Genomic DNA, 13,666 nt, shown 5'->3' with positions numbered 1-13,666 from the left:
GTGGACTTCATGTCTGAGCTCATCACTCCGCAAGGCAGATACACTGTAGCAGCTATTCTATTCGATAAGGATGGTACGCTGCTCCAGTTCGTATCCCTCTGGGGCAGCTGGGGCGAATGTTTTTTAGAGAGATTCACGAAGTATATGAAGGAAAAAGGACTACAGATTGCAGAAGAGCAGCTCCCTGCATTAATGGGAACTATACACAATGCCCAGGGGAGCATTACCGATTATGATCGCAACGGACCGCTGGCTATGGGGACTATGAGTGATCTTTATGCCATTCTGTCATGGCAGGGTTATCTGCAAGGTTTATCTTGGGCGGAGTCCATGGAGCTCGTCCATCAATGCCGTCTCGAAGCGGATGTTATGTTAGAAGAGAAACGCCCTGTTCACACCCTTCCGGGACTTCATCGTTTTCTTGATGAGTGCGTGAGTGCAGGCATCCCTCTCGCCGTGGTGACCGCAGATGAAACAGAGGCCGCAGACAAACATCTCCAATGGCTGGGCATACGGCATTATTTCTCCGAAGTAATTGGAACAGATCTTGTGGATCAGGGTAAACCTTTCCCCGACATGGTGCAGTTGGCCTGCAAAAGGTTAGCCGTGGAACCCGCGTACACAGCGGTTATCGGCGATACTAACGGGGATATGCGAATGGCTAAAGCAGCGGGTGTACAGGTAGCTATCGGCCTAGCAGAAAGCGAAGGTACTAGTGCTTCAACACATATTCTCCCGGATGCAGATCTCATTGTACAATCTTATGCTGAGCTCAGAATTGAGGTTACTTCCCTGTGAGAATAGAAGGAATGTGGGCATGGATGTTTCTGACGCTGGCTATTGTGTTCGAACTCTCAGGGACCATCTCAATGAAAATATCTCAGGGGTTCACCCAGCTCTGGCCTTCCGTGCTTATGTTCCTGTTCTATGGGGCCAGCTTCACCTCCCTGAATTATGCTCTCACCTCGATTAAGGTAGGCGTAGCTTATGCGATATGGTCAGGAGCGGGAATCATCCTGATTTCCTTCATAGGAACCCTGTTCTTTGAAGAAAATCTAACCCTATCCTCACTACTATGGATAGCCGTCATCATTGTCGGGATCATAGGACTGAACATTAGCGGCAAGACGCATTAGCGAACAGCAACAGTATTGGATAGGTTCATAGATGAAGGAGGATGCCCAAACATGAGTACGAACACATCACCTGAAGATAAACCAGTTATCACCTTTCAGATCATTACGGATACCCATGTCACTGCTGACCGCAATCATGAGTACAATCTTAACTTCGAGCTGGCACTCCGTGATATAGCAGCGCATGGGGAAGGCAGCAGCGGGATTATGCATATCGGTGATGTCACAGACCACGGCTTCCCTGCTGAATACGAAGAAATGCTTCGTATCCTCAAACAATATAAAACCGACCTGCCCGAGATTACCTTTACCTTAGGCAATCATGATGTGGGGCTCGGAAATTGGGAATCACGTTTAGGAATGTATACGTCACAGACCGGAATGTCCGGACCCTATCATGATCACTGGATCAATGGCTATCATTTTATTTTGCTAGGGACGGAGCAAGGATTGCCCAAGTTCTGTGATCTCTCCTCTGAGCAGCTTGATTGGCTGGAGCATAAGCTTGGAGAGCAAGCTTCACCAGAGCAGCCTATCTTTCTCTTCCTGCATCAACCGCTTAAAGACACCGTAGCCGGATCACTGGAATCGCAAGATTGGTATGGTGTCACACAAGATAAGGAATTAAAAGAAATTCTGTCGAGATATCCCCAGACCTTGTTATTCACTGGACATACCCATTGGGAGCTGGAGGTAAACAACACTATGTTCCCTGGCCATGGAGAGATCGCAACGATGTTTAATGCTGCTTCTGTCGCCTATCTTTGGACTAATGAAGATAAACATAAGACGGGCAGCCAAGGCTTCTATGTGGAAGTGTATAGCGATAAAGTGCTTGTCCGGGGCAGAGATTTTAAGACAGGAAGCTGGATTGAGGCTGCACAATATGAGGTAGCTTACCCAGCGGTAAGCGTATATTAATGATAAGCATTTAAGCGAGAAATATAACAAAAAAAACGATTGTGCACAGGGAGTCCTTCCCCGCAACAATCGTTTTTTACTGTAGCTATTCAGCTTATCGTCCAATGGGCGCAATCCGGTAGACAGCTGTATCTCCATCCGCTGCCTTCGTATCGCTCTCGATCTGCCAACCGAAGGACAACACAGAGGCCAAACGTTCCTTCTCGGCCAAGGTTAAAGCCACCTCAGCGGCTTCTTTACCTTCCTCAAGCTCCAGAGCCGCTTCTTTGCCCAGAGCTACCCATATCCAGCTGCGAATCCCACGAATCGTATTGTATTTGATCTGATAGCCTGTCTTCACCGCTTGCCCGAACAACTCCGGCTGCTCTGACTGCAACGCGGTCAGCTGCTTATAATCAAATTGGTATTCGCTCTCGTCAACGGGCAAATCGCCCTCTGCCACTTTACGAAGAATATCCTCATCAGACCACCCCAAGGAGCGGAGTGATTCCACCAATAACGCATCCCACTGGGATAACTTTACCCGGTTTAAGTTCTCTGACATTCTGATCCCTCCCAATCTATATATAGAGTCTAATCATACCGTAAAATCATAAGCAACATAATGGCCCGGGCTTACTTCCTGTAGTGTAGAAGTCTCAGCTCTGCCGTACTCTTGCGAGTATCCGTCTAAAATAATTCTCTGATTGGCCCGCCGGGGATCCGTCTCCAAGATGGAAGACAGCAGCGCCTTTGTATAAGGATGAATAGGATTATCGTACAGCTCATCACTTTCGGCTACCTCTACTAGTCGACCGCCATACATCACGCCGATCCGGTCAGAAATATGCCGTACCATCGACAGATCATGTGCGACAAAGAGATAGGTCAAGCCAAATTCGGACTGCAAATCCTCCAGCATGTTCACTACCTGGGCCTGGACAGACACGTCCAGCGCTGAGATCGGCTCATCACACACGACAAACTCAGGTCTTACGGACAATGCTCTGGCAATCGAAATCCGCTGGCGTTGTCCACCGCTGAATTCATGCGGGAAGCGGTAGAGATGTTCTCTTTTTAAACCTACCTTTTCCAGCAATGCCGCAACAGCTTCTTTGCGTTCTTCACCTTCGTGGATGCCGTGGATTTTCATAGGCTCACTGATCAGATCAAGCACATTTAAGCTTGGATTAAGTGAAGAATAGGGATCTTGGAAGATCGACTGAATGCGTCTGCGAAAAGGTTTTAACTGCTTCTCTCCAAGCTTGCTCAGCGGCTGCCCGTCAAAAGACACTTCACCGTCTGTGTAATCATATAAGCGCAGCAAGCAGCGTCCAACCGTGGACTTGCCGCTTCCTGACTCTCCAACCAGCCCAAAGGTCTCTCCCTGACGAATCTGAAAGCTTACGCCATCTACTGCCTTAAGCACCGATGTATCGCGTCCCCACATATCCTTGCCTTTGGAGAAATGTTTTTTGAGATTATTTACGTCCACTAGAATCTTATTGTCACTCAACCGAACCGCTCCCTTCAACGCCAGCTACGGCTGGAGTCTCCTGCACACCATCTGCTAACCAGCACATCGAACGGTGACCGGGCGATAATTCGATTACCGGAGGACGTTCGCTGCAACGGGCAAAAGCATTAGGGCAACGCTCCATAAAGGGACAGCCAGAAGGAGGATTCAACAAATCCGGAGGTGTGCCTTCGATTGGAATCAGACGTTCACGTGATTTGCCGTCACGTTTCGGGATCGAGCGAAGCAGACCTTTCGTGTAAGGATGCTGTGGGCGGTAAAAAATATCCTCCACCGTACCTTCCTCCATCACTAGTCCACCATACATTACGATAACCCGTGTACATACCTGAGCCACCACACCCAAATCATGGGTGATCAGTGCTATAGCTGTACTGGTATTATTTTTTAGCTCTTTAAAAAGTTCAAGAATTTGGGCCTGTATCGTTACATCAAGCGCAGTTGTCGGCTCATCCGCAATCAATAGCTCTGGCTGGCAGGAAAGAGCCATGGCGATCATGACCCGCTGCCGCATCCCGCCGCTGAATTCATGCGGATACTGCTGCAGCCGCTGCTCAGGATTATTTATACCCACCTGCCGCAGGATACTTGCTGCTTCTTTGAACGCTTCTTCCTTATTTAAGCCGCGATGCCGCCGGATGACCTCCGTAAGCTGCTGGCCGATTTTTTTCACAGGATTAAGAGAGGTCATGGGATCCTGAAACACCATCGCTATGCGGTTGCCACGCAGTTTTCTCCACTCTTTTTCCGAAAGGTTAGATAAATTCTCACCACGAAAATTGATATTTCCAGCGATAATTTTACCCGGAGGTGTAATCAACGACATAATCGCCTTCGCAGTTACACTTTTCCCGCTTCCGGATTCACCAACAATCCCTACCGTTTCTCCAGCATCTATATGAAAGCTAACGCCACGAACTGCCTGATTCTCCCCATCTCGAGTTTGGAAGGAAACCTTCAAATTCTCAACAGACAATAGCTGTTCCGTCATGATGTCTTCACACTCCTATCTTCGGATCAGCTTCGGTTCAAAGCCAACCCGCAAAATATCGCCCAGAACATTAAAGCTCAGAACCGTTAGTAGTATCAATAACCCCGGGAACAATGCCAAATAAGGTGCCTGAGCGATATATCCCTGTGCATTGTTAAGCATACTGCCCCAAGTGGCATTCGGAGGTTGTACCCCGAACCCAAGGAAGCTTAGGGACGACTCCATCATAATCGCGGAAGCGATATTATTCGTCGCACCTACAATCACAACAGGTACTAGCCCCGGAAGAATATGACGCCAGATAATTCCGAAGTTGCTCTGGCCGGAAGCTTTTGCATATAGTACATATTCCCGTTCTTTAATCGTCATCGTCTCCGCACGAATCACACGGGCAATGTTCATCCACATTAATAGAGCAATAATTAAAATGATGTTTCCTACACTCGGCTTCAGAAATACGCTGAGCAGCAGCAGCACAAGGAAAGATGGAATGGACATCACTACATCAAGCATCCGCATCAATAGATTATCAATCCATCCGCCAAAATATCCACTGATTACGCCCACCGTCACACCTATACCCGTGGCAATGATCATTGAAGCAAAACCAACTAGCAAAGATACCCGGCCACCATACAAAGCTCGGGCAAAATAATCCCGGCCGTAATCATCCGTACCAAACCAATGATCCGCTCCGGGCGCTTTCAAACGTGCCAAAACATCCATTGCATTCGGATCATGTCCGGACAAAAAAGCAAATATAGAGCCTAGTGTGAAGACGATTAAAGTAATGAGGGCTGCGACACCCAATTTATTCGTAAATAGCTCATCTCCAACACTTTTCCATTTACTGCGATTCATGAGGTCACCTCGTTAATTTAATTCGTGGGTCCACGAAGCTATATAGAATATCCGCGACCAGATTGCCGATGATCAGCATTAAAGAAGAGAACAAAGTTATTCCCATAATTACGGGATAATCCATCCCTTTAACCGCAGTCATCCCTAAAGAGCCAATACCCGGCCATGAAAATACCGTCTCCGTTACAATTGCACCCGCCACCAGATCACCCATCGACATCCCGAGCAATGTAATTACTGGCAACAGTACATGCTTAAGCACGTGACGGAACAGAATCGTTGTCTTGCTGGATCCAAAAGCATATTGAATCTGCACATACTCTTCTTTTAGCTGTCCAATCGTACTAGAGCGGATGTATCGTACGTAACCGGCCAGAAATCCAAAAGCCAATACGGCGCAAGGCAGAATACCATGCTTCAATACATCAACCGCTGATTCCACACCAATGGTTCGCATCCCCATAATAGGCAGCAGGTGCAGCTTAATTGCAAATAAGTACATAAGTAATATGGCCAGCCAAAATAAAGGTACTGAAATTCCGATATAGGATAAAAAGTTAATTAGTTTATCCACCCAGCGGTTCCGGTTAGCTCCAGCAAGCAGACCCATCGGGATCGCCAACAGAACGGCTAAGCCGATTGCACTGCCCATCAAACCTGCTGTTGCAGGTAAACGTTCTAGAATTTGCTCCAATACAGGCTGATGATTCACAAGGGAATAACCGAAATTGCCCTGCAGTACTTCTTTGATCCATATAAAATATTGAATGTAGGCTGGCTTATCCAGCCCAAGGTTATGCCGGATGCGCTCAATATCATCCGCGTGCATATTCGGCGTAACGAAGGATAGTACCGGATCCCCCGGAGCCAGCTTAATCATCGCAAAGCACACAACCGAGACAAAAAACAGCATCGGCAGGGTTTGCAGTAATCTTCGGACGATAAGTTGTCTCATACGTATATTCTCCCAGTTCTATATCGGTAAAAAAATAAGCTGGATTGACCAGCTTATTTTTTCCCGTTCTTATTTAAGGTAGATTTTCGATAAATCTTCAAAAATAACGACAGGCTTCAAGACTGCTTCTTCTAGACCGCCGTAGTTCTTGGAGACAGCTACAATAGTCTTAGTATTAGCAATTGGATAAATCGGTGCATCATCAGCAATGATCTCTTGGATCTTCTTATAGATCTCACCACGTTTAGTCACATCTGCTTCTCCTGCACCATCATTGAACAACTTATCGACTTCAGCATTATTATAATGCGAGTAGTTAGAGTCTGCAGTAGATGTATACAAAATTCTGTAAGCATCAGGATCGTAACCCATAATATAACCTGCAATCGCAAGTTCAAAATCTGTTGAATTCATATCACTGAATTTCTGACCATATGCCGAGGCATCCATATTTTGCAGTTCAACTTCAGCGCCAATGGCCTTTAGCTTTTGCTGCACGTATAGTGAAATGGCTTCCTGAGCTTTATTACCGCTCGATACAATCAATCTCAATTTCAGATCGCTAACCCCTGCCGATTGCAGAAGCTCTTTGGCTTTTTCTACATCATTATCAAAAGAAGGTACGTCATTAGTATAGAACAATGCATCCGGAGTCAAAAAGGACTTCGCCGGGTCTGCATACTCGTTAGAAGTATAAGCAGCCTGAATGATTTCATCACGACTTAGGGCTAGAGACAAGGCTTGACGAACTTCTTTTTTAGCAAGAGCACCTCTATCACTGTTTGCATTGAACAACAGGTAGGACAATCGGCCTTCACTATAAGGCAGGATTTCGAAATTGTTCGAAGCCTCAATCGTTCCAACATCCTGTGGATCTAGATATTTAATGTTGATCTCACCATTCTGAAGTGCGAGATTCGCAGCATTCGTATCTTTAGCAATCCGGTACGTTATAGAATCAAGATGTGGTTTGCCACCAAAGTAGTTATCAAATCTCTCGAGCGTAACATATTCGCCTGCTTTGTATTCTTTAAATTTAAATGGGCCAGATCCAACCGGAGCAGCATTCTTGGTGCTTTTCTCTAGATCCGTCTCATTCTCAAAAATATGCTTTGGAATCGGAAATACTTGCACTAGTGTAGCTTCAAAAGCTGGGCTGACCTGCGGAAGCTTGAACTCTACAGTCAGATCATCCACCTTAACTGCCTTAACGGGTTTATCACCGATGAATAAGTTCGCTCTCAACATGCTGTTTTGCTTCTCATCGAGGATGCTATCAATCGTGAACACGACATCGTCAGCTGTAAGCTTTTCTCCGTCATGCCAAGTTAGTCCACTTTTCAGTTTCAATGTATAAGTCAGGTTATCTTCGGAAAGTGTCAGGCTGTCTGCCAAGTAGAAGGTCTTCTCTCCGTTATTCACTTGGAACAATGGCGCGTAGAGCGCTTGGTCAATCGTCAGACTGACACGATCACCAGCATAGTTCGGATTTAGAATGACAGGATCTGCAGCGACCCCAATAATTAAGTTGCCACCATCTTTTGGTTCAGTGCTTGCTGTCGATCCTTCAGTAGCCGTAGGCGTCTGATTTGTATTTGTGGAAGCGGCGTTATTTCCCCCGGAGCACGCGCTAATCAAAAATGTTAACAAAACCAAAGTAATAACTCCAGATAATCCTTTACGCATAAGTTTCTCCCCCGTGTCTATATTGTCTTTGTTTGTTTTTTATATTGTATATCGGGATACTAGGAATTACAATGGATAGCATTTCACATTAATGTAATATTGAGGGAACTGATAATTCCGACCTTTTTCATGACTCATCCCCACGCTTTAAAGTATCCACATGGTCCATACCTGAAATGACTCTTCCGAATACAGTATGCCAAGGGTCGCAATACCCCCTTGGACAATAAATCCACGAACCACACGTTGGAAAGTCAGACCGTTATAAAAACCTTGATGGACCAGCTTCATCGTGACTACTCTCCTAAACTCTGTTCAGCCACCAATATGAGCTTCAGTCTTCGCTGTCTCTTCCGGTACGTATATTTCCTCAACATCCCCATCCAGCAGAGGTCGGTATTTACCTTTGCATCATACCAGAACACATCCGCACGAGGATTCATGGCCAGTAACAGATCGATTAACTACTGAGCTTTTTGTGGTGATTTATCCATAGTCTCATTCCTGTGCTCATCTGGCTGGCATTCTTATCTAATTATCCGGTAATTGTACAGCAGATCCATAAAAATTAATATATCTAAAAAGTTCAATTTATCCAACTCTCATTTCTCATTTACTATAAGAACTTTGCGAAATAAGGATTATTACTATCTAACTGTAAATATATTGAGAACATACCTATACCTCTCGGAAGAAAGGGAGAGTCCCCCAAGGAGGCCGCAATGAATAAGACACGCGTATTAATCGGCAGCCCGATCCATCAAAAGCCCAATGTGTTGCGAGAATTTCTGAATTCCCTGCTGCGCCTGAATATCGAGCAAATCGAACTGGATTTCCATCTGATTGATGACAATGATGATGAAGCGTCCAGCCGGTTGCTCCAGGAATTCAAAAGCAAGGGTGAGCATATTTTTATTCAAAGCTCCGGCTTTCACGATGCGTACATTCGCAATGATACGACCCACTTTTGGAATTCTGATTTAGTCTGGAAAGTCGCCAACTTCAAAAACCTCATGATTAACCGAGCGCAAACCCTGAACTATGACTACCTCTTCCTGATCGACTCTGACCTCATCCTCCACCCAGATACGCTAAGACATTTAATAGGGACGAACAAAGATATTATTTCAGAAGTATTTTGGACACAGTGGCAGCCAGATACCATGTTTCAGCCGCAGGTCTGGATGCATGACGAATACAATCAGTGGGAGATACTTCCCGGCGAAAAACTGCAACCCGAGGAGATCAACCGCAGATTTCATGAATTCATAGCCAAACTCCGCAATCCTGGAATCTATGAAGTGGGGGGTCTCGGCGCTTGTACATTGATTAGCCAGCATGCGTTAAAAGCCGGGGTAAGCTACAATCAGATCCGGAACATTTCATACTGGGGCGAGGATCGCCATTTCTGCATTCGTGCCGCGGCCCTTGGCATTCCGCTATTTGTTGACACCCATTATCCTGCCCTTCATTTGTACAGAGATAGTGATTTGAACAAGGTTGAAGATTTCATCAGAGAAACAACAGGGGTAAAAGCTGAATCGGCACCCACACCCATCGAGGAAAATTCCAATGAGGCTGCAGCTGCTCCTATAACCAAAAAGCGCCCCAAGCTAACCCTTACCATGGTTGTAAAAAATGAAAGCGGGCGCTTCCTGCAACAGGTTCTGGAGGAACACCGCAAATATATCGATGAGGCTGTCATTATTGATGACGGCAGCACCGACAATACAGCAGCTGTCTGTCTGGAAGCACTTGACGGCATTCCCGTTCATCTCGTGCATAATACCGAATCCAAGTTCAGCAATGAAATTGAGCTGCGAAAACAGCAGTGGGAGGAAGTCCTAAAGACAAATCCCGAGTGGATTCTGAGTCTGGACGCGGATGAGATCTTTGAAGCCAGCTTTGCGGAAAATATAGATACCTTGCTGTATGCAGATGGGGTCGATCTGTTCTGCTTCCGCCTTTACGATTTATGGAACGCGAACCATTACAGGGAGGATACCTACTGGCGCTCTCATCTGAACTACCGCCCTTTTTTGCTTCGCTATAAAGAAGACTTCAACTATGTATGGAATGAATCCCCACAGCACTGTGGGCGATTCCCGGAAAATATCTTCGAGCTGTCTCATCAGCTAAGCAACCTGCGGCTCAAGCATCTCGGTTGGTCCAAAGCCGAGTTCCGGCTCGAAAAATATCTGCGTTATATGCTCCTCGACCCCGACGGCAAATACGGCTGGAAAGAGCAATATATGTCCATCTTGGATGAACAGCCTCATCTAATCCCTTGGGTGGAGTGAGGCTTACCATAAAAAGGACGTCCACAAAGCCGTTACGGTTTTGTGGACGCTTTTTTTATTCAGAACTCAATTCAGAACTCTGTGGCCCATCGACTTCTGGCTTCAGAATGGTTACCGCAAGCTCGTTGCCGGATTCATCTACCTGAATAACTGATCCCTCTGCGGCTTCACCAGCAATAATCGCACGTGCCACACGTGTCTCCAAGCTGCGCTGGATGAATCTTTTCAACGGTCTTGCCCCATACACAGGATCAAAACCTTCCTTAGCGATAAAACGCACCGCCGATTCAGTTAATGCCAGCCCGATCTCCCGTTCTGCCAGACGTAGACGCAATCCATCCACCAGTTTGTCCACAATTTTCTCGATCTCACCCAGTGTCAGCGGCTTGAACATTACAATGTCATCCACCCGGTTCAGGAACTCTGGACGGAAATGACCACTCAGTTCCTTCATCACTCTATCCTTGGCAGCTTCCGTGAGCTGACCTTTTTCATCGGTGCCTTGAATCAGATGAGGTGAACCGATATTAGAAGTCATAATGATGATTGTATTCTTGAAGTCAACCATTCGGCCTTGTGAATCAGTCAGCCGTCCATCATCAAGCAGCTGCAGCAGAATGTTAAACACATCGGGATGCGCCTTTTCCACTTCATCGAGCAGCACTACAGTATAAGGCTGACGCCGCACAGCTTCCGTGAGCTGCCCGCCTTCCTCATATCCAACATATCCTGGAGGTGCGCCGACGAGACGGGAGACACTATGCTTTTCCATATACTCCGACATATCTATACGGATCATGCCATCTTCGCGGTCAAAAAGAGATACCGCAAGCGACTTAGCCAGCTCAGTCTTCCCTACACCCGTCGGGCCAAGGAACAGGAATGAACCAATCGGGCGATTCGGATCTTTGATTCCTGCTCTTGCCCGAAGCACCGCATCGGCCACCAAGCTGACGGCTTCGTCTTGGCCCACTACCCGTTCATGCAGCGTATCCTCCAGACGCAGCAGCTTATCCCGTTCGCCTTCTACCAGTCGGCTAACCGGAACGCCGGTCCAGCGGGAGACAATATCTGCGATTTCCTCTTCAGTAACAGCCTCACGTAGCAATCTTGTATCCTGATCCTGCTGTGCCGCTTCTTCCGCTGCTTTCAACTGACGCTCCAGATCAGGAATAATGCCGTAGCTCAGTTCGGCTGACTTATTAAGATCATATTCCTCCTGTGCATCGACCAGATCCTTACGTGCTTGCTCCAGCCGTTTTTTGAGGTCGCGAATCCCTTGGATGGCCGACTTCTCTTTCTCCCAGCGCGCCGTCATCCCTAGCTGCTTCTCCTTCAGGTCAGCGAGCTCGCGCTGCAATATTTCGAGTCGGCGTTTGCTGGCGTCATCAGTTTCTTTTTTAAGCGCCGCTTCTTCAATCTCCATCTGCATCAGGCGGCGGGTCACTTCATCCATCTCACCCGGCATGGAGTCTATCTCTGTGCGGATCATGGCGCAAGCCTCGTCCACTAGGTCAATCGCCTTATCCGGTAAAAATCGATCCGTAATATAACGATTGGACAATACCCCTGCGGCTACCAGGGCGCTGTCATGGATTTTGACCCCGTGGTGGACTTCAAACCGCTCCTTCAGACCACGCAAAATGGAGATCGTATCCTCTACATCGGGTTCGCTCACGAGCACCTGTTGGAAACGGCGTTCCAGCGCAGGGTCCTTCTCTATATATTTGCGATATTCATCGAGCGTTGTGGCACCGATACAATGCAGCTCACCCCGGGCCAACATCGGCTTCAGCATATTACCCGCATCCATCGAGCCTTCGGTTTTACCTGCGCCCACAATCGTATGCAGCTCATCAATAAAAAGAATAATGCGGCCGTTGCTTTCGCGAACCTCTCTCAATACCGCCTGCAGGCGTTCTTCGAATTCACCACGAAACTTCGCGCCTGCCACAAGTGAACTCATATCCAGTGAAAAAATCGTCTTATCCTTCAGACCCTCCGGTACGTCTCTGCGTACAATCCGGTGTGCCAAGCCTTCTACAATGGCTGTTTTCCCTACACCTGGTTCACCGATCAGCACAGGGTTATTTTTCGTTTTACGGGACAAAATCCGGATTACTCGGCGGATCTCGCCATCACGACCAATGACTGGATCAATCTTGCCCGCGCGAACCTCAGCTACAAGATCACGGCCGTATTTCTCCAGCACCTCATAAGTAGCTTCTGGCTCCCGGCTGGTTACCCGCTGATGTCCACGAATCTCAGCAAGCACCGACATCAGCTTCTCACGGGTCAGCCCACGGCGGACAAAAAGATCCCTTAGCTCACGATTCTCCCCGCTCGAATCTGACACCATGGCCAGCACAGCATGCTCCACAGAAACAAACTCATCCTGCATCTTCGCCGCTTCCTTCTCCGCCTGCTCCAGCAGATGAATCAGCGATTGCGAGGCGTAACGCCGTACCGTGCTTGCTCCTGACCCGCTGATGCTCGGCTTGCGTTGAAGCAATTCATCCGTGCTGCGCATCAGCTCAGCCACAGGGATATTCATCTTTTGCAGCAATCTTGGCAGCAAACCTTCTTGCTGCTGAAGCAACGCTTTTAACAGATGGAGATTATCGATCTCCTGATGACCGCTGTCTGATGCCAGCGACTGCGCCGCAGCCACTGCTTCCTGCAGCTTTTGAGTTAATTTATTGAAATCCATAGCTCTCTCACCTTTCTATTTAAGAGTGATTATATTAAATCGGCCTTTTTGGCCGGGGATAGGTTAATTTAGCGGGATTTATCCCGCTTATTTCGAGTAACTAGCCGTTTTGCGCTCATTCTGCGGGATTTATACCGTTCTTTTCGGACTAGTGGCTGGTTTGCGCTCATTCTACGGGATTTATACCGTTCTTTTCGGACTAGTGGCTGGTTTGCGCTCATTCTACGGGATTTTTACCGTTCTTTTTGAGTAACTAGCTGGTTTGCTCTCGATCTACGGGATTTTTACCGTTCTTTTCGAGTAACTAGTTGGCTTGCACTCATTCTACGGGATTTATCCCGCTTATTTCGAGTAACTGGCTGGTTTACGCTCAATCAGCGGGATTTTTACCGCTCTTTTCGAGTAACTAGCTGATTTGCTCTCATTCTGCGGGATTTTTACCGTTCTTTTCGAGTAACTAGCTGGTTTACGCTCGTTCTACGGGACTTTTACCGTTCTTTTCGAGTAACTGGCTGGTTTGCTCTCATTCTGCGGGATTTTTACCGCTCTTTTCGAGTAACTAGCCGTTTTGTACTCAATCTACGGGATTT

Annotated in this window: 12 protein-coding genes and 1 pseudogene; 5 read left to right on the top strand and 8 right to left on the bottom strand. The window is 47.2% G+C overall.

The window, feature by feature from the left end; genetic code table 11:
- The first annotated feature begins 9 nt into the window (after positions 1–9).
- The 3 genes from NSQ50_RS01495 to NSQ50_RS01485 are packed head-to-tail and all read left to right on the top strand — an operon-like array spanning position 10 to position 2,057.
- Positions 10–798 (top strand): HAD family hydrolase, encoded by a 789-nt coding sequence (locus NSQ50_RS01495; protein ID WP_036687306.1) that lies wholly within the window; start codon positions 10–12, stop codon positions 796–798.
- Between the two features lie 11 nt (positions 799–809).
- Entirely contained in the window at positions 810–1,136 is a 327-nt protein-coding gene (locus tag NSQ50_RS01490) for a DMT family transporter (RefSeq protein WP_036687363.1), read from the top strand.
- A gap of 51 nt (positions 1,137–1,187) precedes the next feature.
- On the top strand, positions 1,188–2,057 hold the full coding sequence (locus NSQ50_RS01485; protein WP_036687304.1) for a metallophosphoesterase family protein: 870 nt from the start codon (positions 1,188–1,190) through the stop codon (positions 2,055–2,057).
- A gap of 94 nt (positions 2,058–2,151) precedes the next feature.
- On the opposite strand, the gene NSQ50_RS01480 is transcribed toward NSQ50_RS01485, so the two are convergent.
- The 7 genes and pseudogenes from NSQ50_RS01480 to NSQ50_RS01450 all read right to left on the bottom strand — a co-directional run.
- Positions 2,152–2,601: a hypothetical protein gene (locus tag NSQ50_RS01480; protein WP_036687301.1), complete on the bottom strand. Its 450-nt coding sequence runs from the start codon at positions 2,599–2,601 to the stop codon at positions 2,152–2,154.
- A 33-nt stretch (positions 2,602–2,634) separates the two neighbouring features.
- Positions 2,635–3,552: an ABC transporter ATP-binding protein gene (locus tag NSQ50_RS01475; RefSeq protein ID WP_280513446.1), complete on the bottom strand. Its 918-nt coding sequence runs from the start codon at positions 3,550–3,552 to the stop codon at positions 2,635–2,637.
- Positions 3,545–4,564, bottom strand: coding sequence for an ABC transporter ATP-binding protein (locus NSQ50_RS01470; RefSeq protein WP_340949253.1), 1,020 nt, complete (start codon positions 4,562–4,564; stop codon positions 3,545–3,547). Before NSQ50_RS01470 ends, NSQ50_RS01475 begins: the two co-directional genes overlap by 8 nt.
- Before the next feature lie 15 nt (positions 4,565–4,579).
- Positions 4,580–5,425, bottom strand: a complete 846-nt coding sequence (locus tag NSQ50_RS01465; protein ID WP_036687295.1) for an ABC transporter permease — start codon at positions 5,423–5,425, stop codon at positions 4,580–4,582.
- 4 nt (positions 5,426–5,429) lie between these two features.
- On the bottom strand, positions 5,430–6,380 hold the full coding sequence (locus NSQ50_RS01460) for an ABC transporter permease (protein WP_036687292.1): 951 nt from the start codon (positions 6,378–6,380) through the stop codon (positions 5,430–5,432).
- A gap of 69 nt (positions 6,381–6,449) precedes the next feature.
- Positions 6,450–8,066, bottom strand: a complete 1,617-nt coding sequence (locus NSQ50_RS01455; protein WP_076141416.1) for an ABC transporter substrate-binding protein — start codon at positions 8,064–8,066, stop codon at positions 6,450–6,452.
- Positions 8,067–8,193: 127 nt separating this feature from the next.
- Positions 8,194–8,354, bottom strand: a pseudogene (locus NSQ50_RS01450) (peptidylprolyl isomerase); the annotation flags it as partial.
- Positions 8,355–8,788: 434 nt separating this feature from the next.
- Here NSQ50_RS01450 and NSQ50_RS01445 point away from each other — a divergent pair.
- A complete protein-coding gene (locus NSQ50_RS01445) occupies positions 8,789–10,366 on the top strand; it encodes a glycosyltransferase family 2 protein (RefSeq protein ID WP_038568244.1) in 1,578 nt (525 codons plus the stop codon).
- 55 nt (positions 10,367–10,421) lie between these two features.
- On the opposite strand, the gene clpB is transcribed toward NSQ50_RS01445, so the two are convergent.
- Positions 10,422–13,076: an ATP-dependent chaperone ClpB gene (clpB, locus tag NSQ50_RS01440; RefSeq protein ID WP_076224527.1), complete on the bottom strand. Its 2,655-nt coding sequence runs from the start codon at positions 13,074–13,076 to the stop codon at positions 10,422–10,424.
- Between the two features lie 109 nt (positions 13,077–13,185).
- Between clpB and NSQ50_RS01435 the strand changes: the two genes are divergently transcribed.
- Positions 13,186–13,329: a hypothetical protein gene (locus NSQ50_RS01435; RefSeq protein WP_340949252.1), complete on the top strand. Its 144-nt coding sequence runs from the start codon at positions 13,186–13,188 to the stop codon at positions 13,327–13,329.
- The last annotated feature ends 337 nt before the right edge of the window (positions 13,330–13,666 follow it).

This window comes from Paenibacillus sp. FSL R10-2788, assembly GCF_038003885.1.
GTDB lineage: Bacteria > Bacillota > Bacilli > Paenibacillales > Paenibacillaceae > Paenibacillus_AQ > Paenibacillus_AQ odorifer.
The sequence above is the reverse complement of the archived record's forward strand: the minus strand, read 5'-3'. Positions and strand labels throughout refer to the sequence as shown.

Bases quoted from the DNA above. Each gene is read 5' to 3' on its own strand.
- NSQ50_RS01495 (WP_036687306.1), top strand. From the start codon at position 10: ATGTCTGAGCTCATCACTCCGCAAGGCAGATACACTGTAGCAGCTATT.
- NSQ50_RS01490 (WP_036687363.1), top strand. From the start codon at position 810: ATGTGGGCATGGATGTTTCTGACGCTGGCTATTGTGTTCGAACTCTCA.
- NSQ50_RS01485 (WP_036687304.1), top strand. From the start codon at position 1,188: ATGAGTACGAACACATCACCTGAAGATAAACCAGTTATCACCTTTCAG.
- NSQ50_RS01480 (WP_036687301.1), bottom strand. From the start codon at position 2,601: ATGTCAGAGAACTTAAACCGGGTAAAGTTATCCCAGTGGGATGCGTTA.
- NSQ50_RS01470 (WP_340949253.1), bottom strand. From the start codon at position 4,564: ATGACGGAACAGCTATTGTCTGTTGAGAATTTGAAGGTTTCCTTCCAA.
- NSQ50_RS01465 (WP_036687295.1), bottom strand. From the start codon at position 5,425: ATGAATCGCAGTAAATGGAAAAGTGTTGGAGATGAGCTATTTACGAAT.
- NSQ50_RS01460 (WP_036687292.1), bottom strand. From the start codon at position 6,380: ATGAGACAACTTATCGTCCGAAGATTACTGCAAACCCTGCCGATGCTG.
- NSQ50_RS01455 (WP_076141416.1), bottom strand. From the start codon at position 8,066: ATGCGTAAAGGATTATCTGGAGTTATTACTTTGGTTTTGTTAACATTT.
- NSQ50_RS01445 (WP_038568244.1), top strand. From the start codon at position 8,789: ATGAATAAGACACGCGTATTAATCGGCAGCCCGATCCATCAAAAGCCC.
- clpB (WP_076224527.1), bottom strand. From the start codon at position 13,076: ATGGATTTCAATAAATTAACTCAAAAGCTGCAGGAAGCAGTGGCTGCG.